We start from the raw sequence: 18,274 nt of genomic DNA, 5'->3' as shown, positions 1-18,274 counted from the left end.
TGCCCTGCCTTGGCCGTATCAGTCCTCTGCGCGCAGCTCCGCGCACCGCGCGTCAAGCGCCGCGATTGCAATCTGCAGCGACATCCCTTCATTGAAGCCACGGCGTGCCAGCACTCCCACGATGCGGCGTAGAGCCTTGTCGCGCTCCTTGCGATCCTCCGGTACGAACTTAATGGAGCGGGCCTTCTTTTCCGCAAGGGCCTGTGCCATAGCTTGTTCATCGGCAGGGTCGATTTGCTCGAGAGCCTCAGCACGGTCAGCCTCACTCACGCCCTTTTCCCGCAATTCCCTATTGAGAACCGAGCTGGACTTGCCGCGCCGCTTATGCCGTTGGCGCACCCACTCATGTGCAAAAGCTGCGTCATTCACCAGCCCCGCGTGGGCTAAATCATCTAGCACGTCCTCAACGACATCTGGCTCAAACTCGGCCTTTACTAGACGGTCATAGAGCTCTTTCCGGGACCTAGAACGCTGGTCCAAAAGACCCAGCGCCCGAAAGCGGACCTTGGCCTTGGCCTCTTCTGCCTCTCGATCAAAAAGCCCGCCCCCTGCCGCTCCATTCTCATAGGCCTCGAGGACCTGACGGAGTTTGGCGAGCTTTTCGGGAGCGGGCTGATTCATGATGCAGATTCAAATGGTACGCGGAGTGTGTGGGGACGGGTTAGACGTTTTAGTCGTCATCAAAATCGACGTTTGGAACGAGACCAACGGACTCGTCGGTCAATGGATCATCGGCTCCAGGAACGTCCATCGCGGCACCCTCTTCACCTTCGGCCGCGGCCTCGCCGATACCGAGCTTCTGGAAAATCTTCTGCTCGATTTCATTGGCCAGATCCGGGTTATCCTTCAGGAAATTACGCGCTTTCTCCTTACCCTGGCCCAGCTGGTCGCCTTCGTAGGTAAACCAGGAGCCGGACTTGCGGATGAAGCCGTTTTCGACACCAAGATCAATGATGGACGACTCGCGAGAAATGCCCTCGCCATACATGATGTCGAACTCGGCAATCTTAAATGGTGGCGAGACCTTGTTCTTTACAACCTTGAGCTTGGTGCGGTTACCGATGGCATCCTGGCCATCTTTTAAGGTCTGGATGCGGCGGATATCGCAGCGCACGGAAGAGTAGAACTTGAGCGCCTTACCACCGGTGGTGGTCTCTGGCGAGCCGAACATCACGCCAATCTTTTCGCGCAGCTGGTTAATGAAGATAGCGGTGGTCCCGGAGTTGTACAGGGCACCGGTCATCTTGCGCAGCGCCTGCGACATCAGGCGGGCCTGAAGGCCGACGTGACTATCCCCCATCTCACCTTCAATTTCCGCCTTCGGGGTAAGGGCAGCTACGGAGTCAACAACGATGATGTCGATTGCGCCGGAGCGCACCAGCATATCGGCAATCTCCAAGGCCTGTTCACCGGTATCTGGCTGGGAAACCAAGAGGTTATCGGTATCCACGCCAAGCAGACGAGCATACTGCGGGTCGAGCGCGTGCTCGGCGTCAATAAACGCGGCAATGCCGCCATCCTTTTGCGCGGATGCAATAGCGTGCAGCGCAACAGTGGTCTTACCAGAAGACTCCGGGCCATAAATCTCTACGATGCGCCCGCGCGGGAAACCGCCAATACCAAGAGCGACATCGATTGCGGTGTTACCGGAGGAAATGGCCTTAATCGGTGGGCGGTTGTCATCACCCAGGCGCATCACAGCGCCTTTGCCGTAATCCTTCTCAATCATGGCCATCGCGGCATCGAGGGCCTTTTGGCGGTCATCTCCCTTAGAGTCGGCAGAAGAAGACTTCTTTTTGGTTGCCATTAACTTTCATCCTTATCTTTAACGACGATGTACTAACGCATTATTAGACTGCCGTGGAACTCAAACGGTTCCCTCCGTCAACGCCATCCCACTGTAGACGACTGCATCGACACTTCCGCCATATTACATACATCTGTTCGAATTTTGAAAGTGAACACGCCAGTCCGTCAAATTCGACGGCGCTATAAAGTCGGGTAATCGACTCCCAACCTGCGCTCCTTCGGTACATCAAAGTCATCACACAGGCTCAGCCAGACGCGACGCGGATCGACGCCGCGTTCGATAAGCTCATCAGGCGTTGCCCCGAGGTCTGGCAAGACATGGGAGTGGCTAATCCACTTTCCCTTAGACTCGCCAAATTCGTCCTTAATGAGCTGGTAATACTCGGTCAATCGCATGCGCGCCATCCTACTCAGCGCTTAAACACAGGCGCCAGCGGGCTAAGAAGCCTCGATTGGGAGCCCGCCGCCATAGCTCTGGCTCGCAATTATCAGCCCCGGGTGAACACCGTTCAAAACCCTCAATTGTCTGCAGTTTTCATGCAGTGCTAACCTCTTGAGCATGAAAAAGAACTCTCTGGCAACCACCATTGCCTATGTTGCCGTGTTTACCGCTCTCGTCATTGTCCTTGCCTTCGTATCCATCCCCGTCGGTTCAGCCGGCGTGCCCATTGTGCTGCAAAACGCAGCGCTGATCCTCGCCGGCCTAATTTTGGGCAGCAAGCGCGGCGGTTACGTGGGACTACTCTTCTTGTTCCTGGGGCTCGCCCTCCCAGTTCTGGCAGGTGGCGGTACCACGCTGCGCGCGCTGGCAGGCCCGACCGCAGGCTACATCATCGGCTATGTTCTCTCGCCAGCAGTTGCAGGCGCAATTGCCTACCGCTCCCCTAAGAACAAGGGCGGCATGGCGGTCATACTTGCCATTGCTGCCGTTGCCGGCCTTGCGGTCCAATACATCTGCGGCGCCTTTGGTCTCATGATCCGCTCTGGCTTGGAAATTGGTCCAGCCTTCGCCGCCCAATTGCCCTTCATCCCTGTCGATGCCGGAAAGCTTGTCGTTGCCGTCATCATCGCTCTCGGTGTTCACTCGGCCTTCCCCGATCTGATGGGACGAAAGGCCGCCTAGTGCCCACGATCGAATTTTCCTCGGTCTCGGTGACTTTTGATGACACCGTGGTGCTTGAAGACATCAACCTCACCCTCACTGAACCGCGCATTGGCATTATCGGCCAGAATGGTGGCGGGAAATCCACCTTGACCCGGCTCATTAATGGGTTGGGCGAGCCTAGTGAAGGTACGGTGACGGTGGACCAGATGGACGTCGCCAAGCAAGGCAAAAAGGTACGCGAAAAGGTGGGGTTCGTCTTTTCGGATGCCGAAAACCAGATTGTCATGCCCAATGTGCGCGATGACGTCGCCTTTTCGCTCCGCCGCTTTAAGCTGCCCAAACACGAGCGCATCGCTCGCGTGGATGCTGCCCTCGAGCGCTTCGGACTCGCCGAATTTGCTGAGCGCTCACCGCATACACTCTCCGGCGGACAAAAGCAGCTCCTCGCGCTGGCAGCGGTCATGGTCATCGACCCGATTCTCATCATCGCTGATGAGCCCACTACCCTGCTCGATCTACGTAACCGCGATCGGATCAAAAGAGAATTCGCGCGACTAGAACAGCAACTAATTGTGGTGACGCACGATCTGGACTTTCTGCGCGATTTTGATCGAGTCATCTGCATCGATGACCACCGCATCGCCGCGGATGGCCGGCCGGCGGAGGTCATAGATTTTTACCAAGACCTCATGGCCCAGCGGCCGCTGTAGGGAGAATTCTCATGCAACGACGCACCAATCTCCCACTTTCCGTCTATGTTGACGGCACCAGCTTTGTTCATCGCATCAAACCTAGCTGGAAGATCGCATTCCTCTTAGTCTTTATCCTGGTCACCAGCATCTTTTTCAAGTCCATTCCGTGGGCAGCAGGCGGTGTCATTTTCGTCGTCTTTCTCTATGCTTGCGCCCGGATTCCACTGGGCATCGCGTGGAGTCAGATCTGGCCGCCACTCTTTTTCCTGGTTCCCTTGGCAGGCTTTCAATGGTGGGCAAAGGACTTCGACTATGCGGCGGTGATGTTCCTCAATGTCTTCGCCGCTATGATGGCTGCCTTCCTGCTCACGCTGACCTCCACGGTCGATGAGATCATGGAGTCGCTGGAAGAGTCGCTGCAGCCCCTAAAGCGACTCGGAATACCGGTAGAAAACATCAGCTTGGCTATGTCACTGACTATTCGTCTCATCCCGTTGATGTTTGAAACCGTCTATGAAGTCCTAGATGCCCGCAAAGCGCGCGGTGCCGGGATGTCCCCGCTCGCATTTGGCACCCCGGTTATCATTCGCTCCATCCGGCGAGCGCGCGCCATGGGTGAGGCTTTGCAAGCCCGCGGCGTCGGCGACTAGCAGCAAAAGTTATCGCCTCCCTTGCACCACCACATGATGGCCGAGGGAGGCGATAACTATTTAAAAGACAGTCGGGGTTTACTCCCCACGCAGCTCACGCAGACGGGCCTGCACAGCATCGTTGTTGGCACTGCCGGGCTGAGCAGCGTTGTCGGCAGCAGAGCCGGACGCTTTATTGCCCTCAATGGCCTGGGCCTTATTGCCTTCCACGGACTTAGAAGAGTTCATTTCACTGCGAATCTGCTCCAAGCGGGAATGACCGGCCATCTGAATACCAGCTTGTTGTACCTCGGCCATGCGGTTTTCCACGGAGTTCTCAGCAAGCTCAGCCTGGCCGAGTGCCTTGGAGTAACGGCGCTCAATCTTATCGCGCACAGCATCCAGAGACGGCGTATTGCCATTGGCAGTCAGCTCGTTCATGGAGTTCAAAGACTCAGAGACCTTTTCCTGCATCTTTGCCTGCTCCAGCTGGGAAAGCAGCTTGGAACGCTCATTGACCTTTTCGCGCAGCGCGGCGTTATTACGCTGAACCGCATTCTTGGCCTTTTCTGCCTGCTGTAGTGCCTGGTCGTGCAGCTTCTTGGTATCCTCCACGGACTCCTCAGCCGTAACCAGCTGGGCGGCGAAGGCCTCTGCCGCATTCTCATACTCCACGGCCTTATTTTCATCGCCCTTGGCACGGGCCTGATCAGCCAATTCCAGAGCCTGGCGAGCATTGCCCTGCAGCTTTTCTACCTCTGCCAAACGGCGGTTAAGCTGCATTTCCAACTGACGCTGGTTACCAATCACGGCGGCTGCCTGCTGAGAAAGCTCTTGGTGCTGGCGCTGAGCATCTTCAATAGCCTGCTCGATCTGCACCTTCGGATCGGCGTTTTCCTCGATCTTATTATCGAAGAGAGCCATCAGGTACTTCCAGCCCTTAACAAATGGGTTCGCCATGGTGTGCTTCAACCTTTCTAGGTTAAAAATGTGCGTAATGTTCTGCTGTTTATACTAGCGAAGCGCTGTTTCCACCGCTTGCACTCCCCGCGGTCGCGGGCGCTTGCCGACGCCCCCCTTAACCACCACAGCCGACCTTCCTCGCAAGAGAATAGGCCGGCTGTTGACATAGACCGCTATGGGCTAAAGCTCTGATGCGGCAGGTGCCGTATGGGCAAGCTCCTCATCCATGGAGGGCAGGGCCATGTAACCAGCCGCTTCAATCAGCACATCAGACACCGAGCAATCCAGCGCGTGGCACACGGACGCAAGAAGCTCAGAGGAGACTTCCTTGCGGCCGCGTTCGAGCTCTGACAGGTAACCCGGCGATACGCGGGCCACTCCGGCCAATTCGCGCAGGGTCACTCCTTTGTCCGCGCGGAAGGCGCGCAGCGTCAACCCAAGAGCCTCACGCAAAAGGGGCTCAGGGGTACGAGCAGTGGCGGGCGCCGCTGGTGCAACAGCGCCGTTTACCGGGTGTTCGAGGACTGCAGTAGAAGTGTTCATCACTATGGTCAACGCTCCTTGTCTCGTTATTGTTCCCGCAGTGCCGGATTTTCTTCCAAAGTTGAGCCCAGGAGCCGCAAGGCGGCTGCGACCGTGGCCTCTCTGATTTCGTTTCGCTCTTTCCCCAACCCGGACAGCTGCTGCGAAAAACTGGCTCCGCTAGGAGAAAAAATTCCGATATAAACCGTGCCCGCCGGCTTGCCTTCCTGTAGGTCTGGTCCCGCCACCCCGGTAAGGCCTATCCCCCAGTCCGCAGCGGTTTCTGCCACCGCCGCGCGCGCCATTGCAAGGGCGGTCTCCCCAGAAACCACACCGGCTGCTTCGATATCGGCTACCGGTTGGTGCAAAAAGTGGGATTTCACCTCGGTGGCATATGTTACAAGCCCTCCGCGCAACACAGCCGAAGCTCCAGGGACGGAAGCCACCGTGGCGCTGGCCAACCCAGCAGTAAGTGACTCACAAAAGGACAAAGTTTCGCCGCGCTCGGTGAGTTCAGATACGAGGCGGGCCGCCATGGAGCTCATGAACTACCTAGCTATTCTGCTTCTTGCCGTCGATGAGGTACTGAACGCCGGTAACCACGGTCACCACTGCAGCCAAGAGCATCACCAGGAAAGTAGGAACGTTCATCCACTCCGGCAAGGGCCACAGATACAGCCCGACTGCCAAGGATTGCAATACAGTCTTCAGCTTGCCGCCCTTCGAAGCAGGAACGACCTTGCCGCGGCGCAACAAAACCATACGCCAGATGGTGATACCGAACTCACGGATGAGAATGACCACGGTAATCCACACTGGCAGTACCCCAATGATGTTGAGGCACACCAATGCGGTAGTCATAAGCGCTTTATCCGCGATGGGATCAGCGATTTTGCCAAAATTGGTGATAAGGCCACGGGCACGTGCGATGTCCCCGTCGAGCTTATCTGTCAGCATTAAGGCCGCAAATAGCCCAAAAGCCCACCAATCATGACCAGCAATCACCAGCCATGCGAAAACCGGAATGAAAAGAATGCGCAGGCTGGTGAGAATATTTGGCAGGTTCCAATTGGACACCTGCGGATTCACATCCGAGGATTGCGCTGACTGTGTTCCGGGTTGATTCACGTTATACATACTACCTGTTAGCACCAAGGGCCTGCGCTTGGATGCCCCTGCATTTTAAAATGCGAAGCATGAAGTATTTTGCTGTTAGCTACGACTACAACCCCAATAATCCTGAGATTGCTAAGGCCCGCCCCGCGCACCGCGAGTTTACCGCGCAGCTTTTTGAGGAGGGCACCATCATTGCCACTGGCCCGTTGACGGATTCCAAGGGCGGCGCACTCATCATCGTGGGGCTTGCCGACGACGCCGTGGTCGCCGACGCCATCGCCCTCATGGACAAAGACCCCTTCTACCAGGCCGGCTGCATCACCGGCCGCAGCTTCCGCGAATGGAATCCCGTCAACGCCCGCTTCTAGTGTGGTAGCTCTTCTTTGGGCAGGTCTTCGGCCTTGCCCAAGAATTCGCCCTTCTTGTTGCGGACGATCTTATTGCCTTCCTCGTCCCAGTCGAAGTGATTGTGCGATACGGGCACTCCGCCTTGGTTCTCATCGCGCTTGTTTTTAATAATCGAGGCGATAACCGTAATGACTAGGACGCCCACGATCACAATAAGTGAGGTGATAGTGGAAAATTCTGGGATGGACTCCACGTTCTCGCCGCCGTTTACAAACGGCAAGTTATTCTCATGCAGCGCATGGAACATGAGCTTTACACCGATGAAGCCCAAGATGATGCCCAAACCATAGGGCAGGTACACCAAGCGATCCAATAGGCCATCCAGCAGGAAGTACATCTGACGCAAGCCCATGAGGGAGAAGGCATTGGTGGTAAAGACCAGGAACGCTTCTGAGGTAATGCCGTAGATGGCTGGGATGGAGTCAAAGGCAAACATCACGTCGATAAGACCAATGGACACCAACGCGATAAATAGCGGGGTGAACGCGAATTTACGCTTGCCCGAAGAATCTTCCACGCGGTGCGTGAGCTTATCGCCGTGGTAGCGCGGAGTGACGTGGACTACCTTGCGGATCAGCTTGATGATGCCCATGTCATTGGGATCGGTTTCGGGGGCGTCCCGAATCTCATCGACGATGAGCTTGATCGCTGTGTAGATAAGGAATATCGCGAACAGGTAGAAGATATCGGACCACGCCGCGATGACCGCAGCACCTAAAAGGATAAACACTAGGCGGCATGCCAAAGCGATGACGATACCGATGAGCAAGACCTTTTGCTGGTACTTCCGCGGGATCTTGAAGGCGCCCATGATAAGCGCGAAAACAAAGAGGTTATCTACGGAGAGCGCCTTCTCTGTCACGTAACCCGTGAGGTATTGGATTCCGTGCTCGTGATCCCATATGGCCCACACGCCGGCACCGAAAAGTAAAGCGGTACCGACATAGAATAGGGTCCAGAACCCGGATTCCTTCAGCGTCGGCTCGTGCGGGGTGCGCACGTGGGAGTAGAAATCAAAAACAAAGAATCCAAGAATGACGACGATGGAAATCGCCCAGATCCACAATGGCACGTGCATTGGTACATCCCTCCGGTCGAAGATACAACAAATTGACCGGAGGTCTCCCCCGCCCGGCGAACTAAATTCCGCCGGGCCGGCACGACCGGGAGCGTAATGCTACCGTGCTGACGATCGATGCCGAAGGATGGGGTACTCCCCTCCAAGACCCGTCCAACCTTACACGATCTTAGAAGGCGCCTGTCGAAGGGTTATACGTCGCCTGAACGGTACGGGTGTCGCCGGCATCGCCCTGCGGGGAGGAATCGGCGCTTGCGGAAGAATCGGCGTCGGAAGTAGCGGCAGCTTCCTCCTGCTCCTGCTGCTGCATCTCCTCCTGAATCTCCTTCGGGGCTTCGGCAGGATCGGCGCCCTTAATCATCCAGATGATGGTATCGAGCTCTTCCGGCTTCACTAGGACCTCGCGGGCCTTGGAGCCCTCGGACGGTCCGACGACGCCACGAGATTCCATCAGGTCCATGAGGCGGCCGGCCTTGGCAAAACCGATGCGCAGCTTGCGCTGCAACATCGAGGTCGAGCCCAACTGGGCGGTGACCACCAGCTCGACGGCCTCGAGGAGGTCGTCCATGTCCTTGCCAATTTCCTCATCGATTTCCTGCTTGGCCTCGGATTGCTTCTCTTCAGTCACGCCCTCGGTGTAGTTCGGCGCGGCCTGCGACTTGGCGGCATCGACAACCGCCATGACTTCATCATCCGAGACGAATGCGCCCTGCATACGTACAGGACGCTTGCCCTGCGGAATGAAGAGGCCATCGCCCATACCAATGAGCTTTTCCGCGCCGCCCTGATCCAAGATAACGCGAGAGTCCGTCAGTGAGGACGTCGCAAAGGCCAAGCGTGAAGGCACGTTGGTCTTAATCAGGCCGGTCACCACGTCAACGGACGGGCGCTGGGTTGCCAGCACCAGGTGAATTCCGGCGGCACGCGCCTTCTGGGTGATGCGGACGATGGAGTCCTCAATCTCCTTTGGCGCGGTCATCATCAGGTCCGCCAGCTCGTCGACGACACAGACGATGTACGGGTACGGGCGCACCTCGCGCTCGGAGCCTGCCGGCGCCTGGTATTCGCCGGAGACCACCTTGCGGTTATAGTCCTCAATCTTGCGCACGCGAGCAGCCTTCATATCCATGTAGCGCTGCTCCATCTCCTCCACCAGCCACTGCAGAGCTGCTGCGGCCTTCTTCGGCTGGGTAATGATGGGCGTGATCAAGTGCGGAATGCCCTCGTACGGGGTAAGTTCCACCATCTTCGGGTCCACCAAGATGAGGCGAACCTGCTCAGGGGTGGCTCGGGTAAGCAGCGAGACCAACATGGAGTTGACGAAAGCGGACTTACCGGAACCGGTAGCACCGGCGACGAGCAAGTGCGGCATCTTTTGCACCGAGAACGAGGTGTATTCGCCTTCGATGTCCTTGCCCAAACCGATGAGCATGGGATCCGGTGAGCTGGTCATGCTTGGCGCATCAAGCACCTCGCGCAGGTGCACCATCTCGCGGTCTGGGTTCGGAACCTCAATGCCGACGGCCGACTTGCCGGGGATAGGCGTGAGCAAGCGTAGATTGTCCGTGGCCACGGCGTAGGCCAGATTGGACTGCAGGTTCGTAATTTTCGATACCTTGACGCCTGGTCCGAGCTCGATTTCATAACGGGTCACTGTTGGCCCACGGCTAAAGCCGGTTACCTGGGCATCGACCTTGAACTCTTCGAAGACATCGGTGATGGCCTCGATGATGCGGTCATTAATCTCCGTGCGCTCCTTGGCCGGAGTGCCCGGGGTCAGCAGGTCTGTGGTGGGAACCGCGTAGTTCTCATTGCCAAACTGCGCGGACGGCGCAGGAGCAGCAGAAGTACCCGTTTCCCCTGCGGCCTCGGCCGCAGGCTCGGTGGAGTCCACCTGTGCACCGGTCGTAGCGTCGCGTCCGGAGCGCTCGCGGAAGAGTTGGCGGGCCTTCTCGTGCGCGGACGAGACTGCATCAGCGCCTCCTTCCACCGCAGATCCAGCAGCGCCTGCAGCTACACCGGCCGCTGCAGCGCCAGCGGCACCGGCAGCACCCGCAGCAGCAGTCTTTGCTGCGCCACTTGCTGCTCCCGCAGCACCCGCGGCGCCCGCAGCCGCACCAGCGGCCGAGCCAATTGCGCTACCAGCGGCGGTGCCAGCATCAGCACCCGCTGCCGTAGCCGATCGAGTAGAAGGAGAAGTGGAACGTTGACGAGTAGTGCCCAGCACTCGGGTTGCTTCCGGCTCCCCGGAGTCCGGTTGTGCCGATGACGACGCAGCGGCGTCTTCTACTACCGGGATCTCATCGGTATCGCCAATGTCACGAGAGACCGGCTTTTCAGCCGCGTTAGACACGGACTGGAAGCCGCCACGCGTCGGTGTGCTAAAGGCGCGGGTGGCATGTTCCTCCTCTGCTGCAGCAGGGGAATCCACCGGATAAGAAGAACCACGCGGGGCGGGGTCTTCAGAGGGGCGTCGGAAAGCGCGCAGGCTACCACCACGCTCAGAGGAACGACGCTTGGCCACAGGTCGTGCTGGGCGCTCGCTGCGCTCACGGCCTTCCGCGATGTCATCAATATCGCCAGTCACGTGGCCGTAGAGGTCATCGCCCTCTTCGTCGTAATAGTCTTCATCCGTACCACCAAAGCGGGAGAAGGCCGCAGTTATGGCATCAGCCACCAACTCATAGGCCTCGCGGATAGTAATGCCGGTGACTAACAAGGCGCCGTAAATAATGACGAGGAAAAGCAATGGCACTGCGACGAAAGAGGTAAAGGCCGTCTCCAGAAGGCCGCCGATAGCGTAGCCGATTACACCGCCAGCACCACCGGCGCTGTCCGGGGTAAAGCCAAGCTCAGGGGTGCCAGCAAAGATGTGGATCAAGCTGAGCATGGCAAGGACGATGATGCTGATACCGCCCACAATGCGCGGCTTAAAGTGCCCCGCTGGGCCGGAGATATCCATCATCAAGGAAATGGCCAAGGCCACCAGTGCCACCGGCAGCACCCAGGCGCCTGCACCAATGACATAGCGGACGATATTGCCCACCCAGGCGCCAACCTGGCCAGCAACGCCAAACCAGACGGTAGCAGCGAGCACGATGGCAATGCCGATGAGAACGAGTGCCACCGCATCAGGATTTTTCACCTGAATACCGCGTGATTCTTCCTCGCTTGCTTCCATCGTAGAAAGCTCTTCTTCCGCGGCTACATCGCGCGCCCGAGTAACCTTGCTCTTCTTCTTTTTCTCCCCGCGTGCAGAAATTTCTTCCGGCTCCCTCGTCGTCTCGTACTCCTCGGTGTCATATACGTCTTCCCTGGGCTTGAGCCCGGCCACGCCATGGCTTACACCCCGCGCCATATTTCCCATGCCGCGGGCCGTGGCACCAAAGGCAACGCCCAAGCCCTTGCCGACGGCCCGGAACGCACTACCCGTACGCTCCTGCGAGGTCGCCGCCGCGCGCCGATGCGAAGACGTCATAGCCAAGGTTTCCGGCATGCCAGCACCGGACCGGCTGCGGCCCGACGGCCGGGAACGATTCGACTTTCGGCGCGTTCCGCGCGAAGAGGCATTTTTGACAGACATGCCTCTACTCTAACCGGGCTACCCCACAAATCACATTAGCCACACGCGTTTCCCTAGCACCTGCCCCCTTTAAACTGTCGGCACACACGTCACGCGCGGCCCACGACATAAAAGTGATAGCTAAATCAATATTAAAGGCTTGACCTTACGATAGCTTTGGCATTACCTTCTACCGTCACTTCAGCAGCATCACGCCCGAAGGACCAGAGGATGAGCTCGCCCACCTCGCCCGAAACGCGGACCACGGCATCGCCCTTATCCGCCACGCCATGGGTATCTGCGGCAACGATTCGCGGCAATCCTTCCGGCTGCACAATGACCGGACGTTCAGATTTGCGCAGAGCCAACTTGGCCAAGGGCTTTAGGTAGCCATGCATCTGCTGCTTGATGCGCGCCGAAAAGTCGCGTGGGCCCATGCCATTAGCCCGGCGAATATCCTCGTGGTGAACAAAGTGCTCCACAAAGTTTTGCTGTGCATCCACGAACCGGACGGGGTTATAGGCAGCAGGTCCCCTCCCCCAGTCATCAACCAACTCATCAAAGTCGCGTTCGGCTACCTTGCGTGATTCCTTTTCAAGCCGGCCGGAAAATGCTTTAACGAAGATGCCGGCGGCTGCATCTGGGCGATTTTCCCGCACCCACAAATGTACGGCTAGGTCGCGGGTTGTCCAGCCCTCGCACAAGGTTGGGGCATCGGGGCCAAGCTTATGAAATAGCGCGACCATCTTGGCGCGCTCAGCAGAAGAAAACGACATAAGCCCCAGCATACCGAGCTAACTGGCATGCTGGGGCTTTGTCTCACTTAGCGCGAGGAACCCGTATTACTTACAGGGACTCACGAGAAGCGTCAACGTCTTCTTCATCGGTAACCAAAGGGCCGGAGTTGGTCGGCACGATGGTCGGAAGGATAACCGGCTCGCGCTTGTACTTGGAATCCATGAGCTTGGATACCTTACGGCGCAGCTTCTGCACCATGCGATAGGTATCGTTCTCCCCTTCAGCGGCGAGATCGTTCATGGTGTTTTCCACCATCTCCGCAACCTCCGGCACAATGCCACGGTCATCATCGGAGAAGCCTGTGGTAGATACGGTTGGGTGCTCCAGCAGGCGCGAGGTGCGGTTATCAATCACGCAGGTAATAGAAACCACGCCGCCGGCACCCAGGTTGGTGCGATCAGCCAAGGTATCGGCATCCACATCTCCCATGGAAACGCCATCGACGTACAGGTTGCCCACCTGCATCTGGCCTACGACCTCGGCGCGACCCTTGCGCAGGTCCACGACGACGCCGTTTTGTGCCAGCACCGTACGGTCGCGGTCCACACCGGTGGAGATAGCCAGTTCCTTATTGGCGCGCAGGTGGCGCCACTCGCCGTGCACCGGCATCGCGTTGCGCGGGCGCGCTGCGTTGTACAGGAAGAGGAGCTCGCCAGCGTAACCGTGACCGGAAGCGTGGACCTTTACGTCCTGGTTGGTAATAACGTTGGCACCGATCTGGGACAACATGTTGATGACGCCGTAAACGGCCTCCTCGTTACCCGGAATGAGCGAGGAAGAGAAGATGATGGTATCGCCATCGCGGACGGTAATCTGACGGTGCTCACGGCGGGCCATACGCGACAGTGCTGCCATGGGCTCACCCTGCGTACCGGTGGTAATCAGCATGGTCTTATGCGGAGCCATCTTGGCGGCCTCATCGATGGGGATGATGGTGCCGCGTGGAACCTTCAAGAAGCCCATCTTCTCCGCGATTTCCATGTTGCGCATCATCGAACGGCCATTGAAGGCCACCTTGCGACCGTTGGCCACGGCAGCATCGATGGCGGCCTGGACACGGTAAACGTTGGAGGCGAAGGACGCCAAGATTACGCGCTGCTTAGCGCCGGCGACGAGCCGCTTGAAGTTGGCAGGAATATCGCCTTCAGATGCCGATACACCAGGGACCGTGGCGTTGGTGGAATCACACAGCATGAGGTCAACACCCTCGTCACCATAGCGGGACAGGGCTGGGAGATCCGTTGGACGATTATCCAGCGGGGTCTGGTCCAGCTTGATGTCACCGGTGTGGATGATATTGCCGGCTGGGGTTCCCAGCATGATGCCCAAGGCATCCGGCACGGAGTGGTTGACGGCCCAGAAGCGTACGCGGAACGGACCGTAGGTTACGTCCGACTTTTCATTAACCTCGACGAACTTCGGCTTCTGGCGGTGCTCCTTACACTTTGCAGCAATAAGCGCGATGGTGAAGCGGGAAGCAACGATGGGAATATCCGGACGCAGCTTAAGCAGCCACGGGATAGCGCCGATGTGGTCCTCGTGCGCGTGAGTAACGACGAGGGCCTTGACCTTGTGGATCTTCTTCTCAATGGGGCCAAAGTCAGGCAGGATGAGGTCCACGCCTGGCTCACCAGAAGATGGGAAGAGCACACCACAGTCGATGATGATGAGGTCGTCGCCGTACTCGAAGACGGTCATATTGCGGCCGATCTCCGAGATACCACCCAGAGCGTAAATGCGCAGGGCATCCTTCGGCTGCTTCGGTGGCTCCGGCAGGCGCTTGGTCAGATCCGCACCCTGCATAGACTTGGGCACGTTGCGGCGGCCACGGTTATTGCGGCCGCGGCCCTTACCATTGCCGTTCTTTCCGTTGCCATTGCCGTTCTTGCCGCCGTGGTTATTGTTTCCACCGTGGTTATTGCCATTGCCGTTGCCGTTTCCACCACGGCCACGGCCGCGGCTGCCACGGGAACGGGAGCGACGATTATTGCTGCCGCCATCATTGTTGTTGTCGGAAGAATTCTTCTTGCCAGAATTGCCTTTGTCGCCCTTCGCGGAATTATCCTGTGCGGAATTGCCCGCATCAGTTGCTGGGGCTTGGAAAACTGGCGAAGCCGCCTCGTTGGAGGCGGTTTCGTTTTCCGCCGGTGGGCCCGCCTTGCGGGTCACCTTGCGGGAACGGTTACGGGGTTCATTCATTCTTAGAGGACTCCAGATTGTTCCAGATCACGGCGAAGTACCTCGCGTTCCTCCTCGCTCGCAGCGGTGACAGGAAGACGGGTATCGCCAACTTCGATGCCCTGCAGGCGCAGGGCTTCCTTTGCAAACGTCGCTCCGCCCAACCGAGCTTGCGCATGGGTTAGCGGAAGGAGCGTAGTGACATTGATTTCTCGGGCGCGGGCCATATCGCCCGCGTCGAAAGCTTCATAAAGTTCTACCAAGGCACGCGGTGCAACATGGCCGATGACGGAGATGAAACCAGAAGCGCCGAGGGAAAGCCACGGCAGGTTAATCGGATCATCACCGGAATACCAGGCCAAACCGGTTTCTTGGATGAGTTCTGCGGCCGCAGGAAGGTCGCCCTTGGCGTCCTTTACGGCTTGGATGGTCGGCAAATCCGCAAGGCGGCGGAGGGTATCCGGCGCCACTGGGATGCCCGAGCGGCCAGGGATGTCATAGACACAGATCGGCAGATCCGTGGCTTGCGCGACTGCGGCAAAGTGCTCGTAAACGCCCTTTTGAGATGGCTTGGAGTAGTACGGAGTTACCACCAGCAAGCTGTCTGCCCCCGCGTCAGCGGTGGTCTGAGCCAACTTAATGGAGGTTGCGGTGTCATTCGTTCCGGCACCGGCGCAAAGTTTTGCGCGATCTCCTACTTCTTCCTTTACGGCTTTGAGCAGCTCCAGCTTCTCTTCAACTGAAGTGGTCGGTGATTCGCCGGTGGTTCCACCTAGGATGAGCGAATCAACGCCATTGTCAACGAGATGAGCTGCTAGGCGACGACCTGCTGCAACGTCCAGCGCACCGTCACGGTCAAACGGGGTGACCATGGCGACGCCGATGCGTCCAAAGGTGTCGACGCCAGTCTTTGCTGTCATACCTGTGCTCATAGCCGTCAAGATTACCCTTTTGGCTTGCAATTAGCCGCATCGGGGTCACGCGCGTGTTAGGCGTAGGGGCTTGCCGCCATCTGGGTTCCATCAGCCAGAGTGGTGATGTTGAAATCATCAAACAGCACTGGGGCCTTGCTTTGCAGCAGTTTCAGGCACTCCACCGCAACGTGGCGGAGCTCCTCATCGGCCTGCTCGGCGGCACGAGCACCAATAAAGTGACGCCACGCGCGATAGTTGCCGGTGACAACAATGCGCGTTTCTGTGGCGTTGGGAAGAACGGCACGCGCCGCCTGGCGGGCCTGCTTCTTGCGGAGGAGCGCGTTGGGTTCATCCAGCTTCTCCTCTAGTGCGCTAAGCAGTTCATCGTAGACAAAGCGAGTCTCATCTACCGCTTGCATTACCAATCGGCTAAGTTGCTCGTCCTCAGCCACCAATTTAGGCAGGACCACCTCGGTCTCCTCCGGGTGGACGAAGCGCTGGGAGAGCTGCGAGAAGGAAAAGTGCCGGTGGCGCACGAGCTCATGGCTCGCCGAACGCGACAGCCCTGTGATGTACATCGTGGCTGTGGCATGCTCGAGCAACGCAGTATGGCCTACCTCCATGATGTGGTGCAGGTAGGCTTCATTAGTTGCCGTGCGAGGATTTGGCTTATCAAAGGACTCGTAGCAAGCCCGTCCAGCAAACTCGACGAGTGCTTCCCCATCAGAGGCCGAGTCATCCGCGTGCCACTCCACGCCCTGCGGGGCGTGGAACTGCGTTGCGGCAATGAGCTGAATATCTAGCTCACTTGCTTTAGCCATGGCTTAAAGCCCCAGGTACTTGTCGAGGCCCACGACTAGGCCCGGGTGATCTGCAATCTGGCGCACGCCCACCAGCACGCCCGGAGTAAACGACGCGCGGTCATAGGAATCCTGGCGGATGGTCAGCGACTGACCTTGAGCACCAAAGATGACCTCCTCGTGTGCCACCATGCCACGGGTGCGAACCGCGTGTACCGGAATGCCATCGACAGTGGCGCCGCGAGCACCATCGAGCTGCTTTTCCGTAGCATCCGGCATGTCACCCAGACCAGCCTCCTTGCGGGCGGCGGCAATTCCCTCAGCGGTATGGATCGCAGTACCGGACGGCGCATCCAACTTGGTTGGGTGGTGGAACTCAATTACCTCTGCCGTTTCGAAGAACTTGGCAGCCTGCTTAGCTAGCACCATGGTGAGAACTGCAGAAATGGCAAAGTTCGGCGCAATGAGGACATTGCCGGCACCGTCCTGCTTGGTCCACTCCTCTACCTGAGCCAAGCGATCCTTATCAAAGCCGGTGGTTCCCACCACGCAGTGGATTCCGTGGGAGATGCAGAATTCAAGGTTTCCCATTACGGAATCTGGCTGGGTAAAGTCCACGATGACCTCTGCGTGGGCGTCGATAAGCTGCCGCAAATCATCATCGCGACCGATTTCTGCCACCAGCTCTAGGTCATCTTCCGCGTTGACACCTTCAACGATTGCCTGACCTACGCGCCCGTGGGCGCCTAGCACGCCAACCTTGATAGCCATGGTGTGTTCTCCTTCTTCAGCCACATCGGTAGTACTTTTCTCCCCATCCTAACGCGCATGGAGGTTGCACAATTCTTCACCTTCCTTGGAATGGACTTGCCCCCTTCGACGATGCCCCCCTCATTCTCCCTAGAATGGCAAGCATGTAGATATATATCGCTTCCGTTCCTGTAGACGACGTTGCCCGCGCTCACGATTTTTACGTCAATACCCTTGGCTTCCGAGTTAAGGATGACGTAACTCACGGCGATTTCCGGTGGCTTACCGTTACCAATGCTGAAGGTGAGGGAAATACCGAGCTGCTTCTGGAACCGAAGGGCCATCCCGCCGCCAAAGACTACGCCGCAGCACTCAAGGCCGACGGTATTCCGGTCACGCAGTTCCTGTCCGCGGATGTGGAAACCGCATATAAGGAGCTCAGTGACAAGGGCGTGAAGTTCACCATGGAGCCCACCGATATTGGCCCGTCCATCATCGCTGTTTTCGATGACACCGTAGGTAACCTTATTCAGCTGGTGGAACTGAAGAAGTAACCGTACCCTTCCTTCTCACACAGGTTAACAATTGCATCACTTCCTACTGTCCGTCCCATCTGCCCCAGTAGAATGGGTGTAACAACACGGTACGCACCAAGGAAGTGATGAATATGTCTCCCTCAATTTTCTCTCGCACTATCGCCGTGGCCATCAGCGCAGGATGCGCGTTAGCACTTGCCGCTTGTTCCGCTGAAGACACCACGCAGGCAGACGCGCCGGCTTTTAGTGAGGTTGAGTCAACTACCGACACTGCTGAAGTACAGACCACCTCCGCTACGCCCGCTACTACTTCTGCGCCGCGCAGTACCTCAGCGGCGGGGCGGATTCTAGGGGTCGTTGCAACGATGATGGTTAGTTTGGTTTGATGCTACCGGTTTGTGTGAGGGCGTTGGT

At 57.8% G+C, this 18,274-nt stretch carries 19 protein-coding genes; 5 read left to right on the top strand and 14 right to left on the bottom strand.

Annotated elements, in window-relative coordinates; all coding sequences use genetic code 11:
- Nucleotides 1-18: 18 nt before the first annotated feature.
- The 3 genes from recX to QP941_RS08865 all read right to left on the bottom strand — a co-directional run bounded on the left by recX (nucleotide 19) and on the right by QP941_RS08865 (nucleotide 2,205).
- Nucleotides 19-621 carry a recombination regulator RecX gene (gene recX, locus QP941_RS08875; RefSeq protein WP_284868703.1) on the bottom strand — a complete coding sequence of 201 codons (603 nt, stop codon included), beginning with the start codon at nucleotides 619-621 and terminating at the stop codon, nucleotides 19-21.
- Between the two features lie 49 nt (nucleotides 622-670).
- Nucleotides 671-1,807: a recombinase RecA gene (gene recA / locus QP941_RS08870; RefSeq protein ID WP_284868702.1), complete on the bottom strand. Its 1,137-nt coding sequence runs from the start codon at nucleotides 1,805-1,807 to the stop codon at nucleotides 671-673.
- 182 nt (nucleotides 1,808-1,989) lie between these two features.
- Nucleotides 1,990-2,205, bottom strand: coding sequence for a DUF3046 domain-containing protein (locus QP941_RS08865; RefSeq protein WP_239277525.1), 216 nt, complete (start codon nucleotides 2,203-2,205; stop codon nucleotides 1,990-1,992).
- 163 nt (nucleotides 2,206-2,368) lie between these two features.
- Here QP941_RS08865 and QP941_RS08860 point away from each other — a divergent pair, with 163 nt between their 5' ends.
- Genes QP941_RS08860 through QP941_RS08850 form a run of 3 tightly spaced genes read left to right on the top strand, consistent with a single transcriptional unit; the run spans nucleotide 2,369 to nucleotide 4,256 of the window.
- Complete coding sequence (locus QP941_RS08860; RefSeq protein WP_284868701.1) at nucleotides 2,369-2,932, top strand: biotin transporter BioY; 564 nt, start codon at nucleotides 2,369-2,371, stop codon at nucleotides 2,930-2,932.
- Nucleotides 2,932-3,624 carry an energy-coupling factor ABC transporter ATP-binding protein gene (locus tag QP941_RS08855; RefSeq protein WP_284868700.1) on the top strand — a complete coding sequence of 231 codons (693 nt, stop codon included), beginning with the start codon at nucleotides 2,932-2,934 and terminating at the stop codon, nucleotides 3,622-3,624. The genes QP941_RS08860 and QP941_RS08855 overlap by 1 nt, the downstream gene beginning before the upstream one ends.
- Nucleotides 3,625-3,635: 11 nt before the next feature.
- On the top strand, nucleotides 3,636-4,256 hold the full coding sequence (locus QP941_RS08850; RefSeq protein ID WP_005325123.1) for an energy-coupling factor transporter transmembrane component T family protein: 621 nt from the start codon (nucleotides 3,636-3,638) through the stop codon (nucleotides 4,254-4,256).
- A gap of 78 nt (nucleotides 4,257-4,334) precedes the next feature.
- On the opposite strand, the gene QP941_RS08845 is transcribed toward QP941_RS08850, so the two are convergent.
- The 4 genes from QP941_RS08845 to pgsA all read right to left on the bottom strand — a co-directional run bounded on the left by QP941_RS08845 (nucleotide 4,335) and on the right by pgsA (nucleotide 6,857).
- The gene (locus tag QP941_RS08845) at nucleotides 4,335-5,195 is read right to left on the bottom strand and encodes a PspA/IM30 family protein (RefSeq protein ID WP_005325125.1); all 861 of its coding nucleotides are present in this window, start codon (nucleotides 5,193-5,195) and stop codon (nucleotides 4,335-4,337) included.
- Between the two features lie 183 nt (nucleotides 5,196-5,378).
- Nucleotides 5,379-5,741, bottom strand: coding sequence for a helix-turn-helix domain-containing protein (locus QP941_RS08840; RefSeq protein WP_005325127.1), 363 nt, complete (start codon nucleotides 5,739-5,741; stop codon nucleotides 5,379-5,381).
- Between the two features lie 26 nt (nucleotides 5,742-5,767).
- Nucleotides 5,768-6,265: a CinA family protein gene (locus tag QP941_RS08835; protein WP_284868699.1), complete on the bottom strand. Its 498-nt coding sequence runs from the start codon at nucleotides 6,263-6,265 to the stop codon at nucleotides 5,768-5,770.
- 7 nt (nucleotides 6,266-6,272) lie between these two features.
- Nucleotides 6,273-6,857, bottom strand: coding sequence for a CDP-diacylglycerol--glycerol-3-phosphate 3-phosphatidyltransferase (gene pgsA, locus QP941_RS08830; protein ID WP_239277515.1), 585 nt, complete (start codon nucleotides 6,855-6,857; stop codon nucleotides 6,273-6,275).
- A gap of 59 nt (nucleotides 6,858-6,916) precedes the next feature.
- On the opposite strand from pgsA, the gene QP941_RS08825 reads away from it, so the two are divergent.
- Entirely contained in the window at nucleotides 6,917-7,204 is a 288-nt protein-coding gene (locus QP941_RS08825) for a YciI family protein (RefSeq protein WP_204608652.1), read from the top strand.
- Here QP941_RS08825 and QP941_RS08820 read toward each other — a convergent pair.
- The 7 genes from QP941_RS08820 to dapB form a co-directional block, all read right to left on the bottom strand.
- The gene (locus QP941_RS08820; protein ID WP_284868698.1) at nucleotides 7,201-8,322 is read right to left on the bottom strand and encodes a TerC family protein; all 1,122 of its coding nucleotides are present in this window, start codon (nucleotides 8,320-8,322) and stop codon (nucleotides 7,201-7,203) included. The genes QP941_RS08825 and QP941_RS08820 overlap by 4 nt on opposite strands.
- A gap of 169 nt (nucleotides 8,323-8,491) precedes the next feature.
- Complete coding sequence (locus QP941_RS08815) at nucleotides 8,492-11,818, bottom strand: FtsK/SpoIIIE family DNA translocase (protein WP_502869210.1); 3,327 nt, start codon at nucleotides 11,816-11,818, stop codon at nucleotides 8,492-8,494.
- Nucleotides 11,819-12,036: 218 nt separating this feature from the next.
- Nucleotides 12,037-12,672 carry a TIGR03085 family metal-binding protein gene (locus QP941_RS08810; protein ID WP_284868696.1) on the bottom strand — a complete coding sequence of 212 codons (636 nt, stop codon included), beginning with the start codon at nucleotides 12,670-12,672 and terminating at the stop codon, nucleotides 12,037-12,039.
- Between the two features lie 58 nt (nucleotides 12,673-12,730).
- Nucleotides 12,731-14,881 (bottom strand): ribonuclease J, encoded by a 2,151-nt coding sequence (locus tag QP941_RS08805; protein WP_284868695.1) that lies wholly within the window; start codon nucleotides 14,879-14,881, stop codon nucleotides 12,731-12,733.
- A gap of 2 nt (nucleotides 14,882-14,883) precedes the next feature.
- Nucleotides 14,884-15,792: a 4-hydroxy-tetrahydrodipicolinate synthase gene (dapA, locus tag QP941_RS08800; protein ID WP_284814092.1), complete on the bottom strand. Its 909-nt coding sequence runs from the start codon at nucleotides 15,790-15,792 to the stop codon at nucleotides 14,884-14,886.
- 56 nt (nucleotides 15,793-15,848) lie between these two features.
- Nucleotides 15,849-16,595, bottom strand: coding sequence for an FAD-dependent thymidylate synthase (thyX, locus tag QP941_RS08795; RefSeq protein WP_150851383.1), 747 nt, complete (start codon nucleotides 16,593-16,595; stop codon nucleotides 15,849-15,851).
- A 3-nt stretch (nucleotides 16,596-16,598) separates the two neighbouring features.
- Nucleotides 16,599-17,345, bottom strand: coding sequence for a 4-hydroxy-tetrahydrodipicolinate reductase (gene dapB / locus QP941_RS08790; protein ID WP_239277506.1), 747 nt, complete (start codon nucleotides 17,343-17,345; stop codon nucleotides 16,599-16,601).
- Between the two features lie 149 nt (nucleotides 17,346-17,494).
- Between dapB and QP941_RS08785 the strand changes: the two genes are divergently transcribed.
- Nucleotides 17,495-17,878, top strand: a complete 384-nt coding sequence (locus QP941_RS08785) for a VOC family protein (RefSeq protein WP_284868734.1) — start codon at nucleotides 17,495-17,497, stop codon at nucleotides 17,876-17,878.
- Nucleotides 17,879-18,274 lie beyond the last annotated feature (396 nt).

The sequence above is a fragment of the Corynebacterium sp. MSK150 genome, assembly GCF_030229215.1.
Lineage (GTDB): Bacteria > Actinomycetota > Actinomycetes > Mycobacteriales > Mycobacteriaceae > Corynebacterium.
This window is presented reverse-complemented; position numbering and strand designations above follow the sequence as displayed.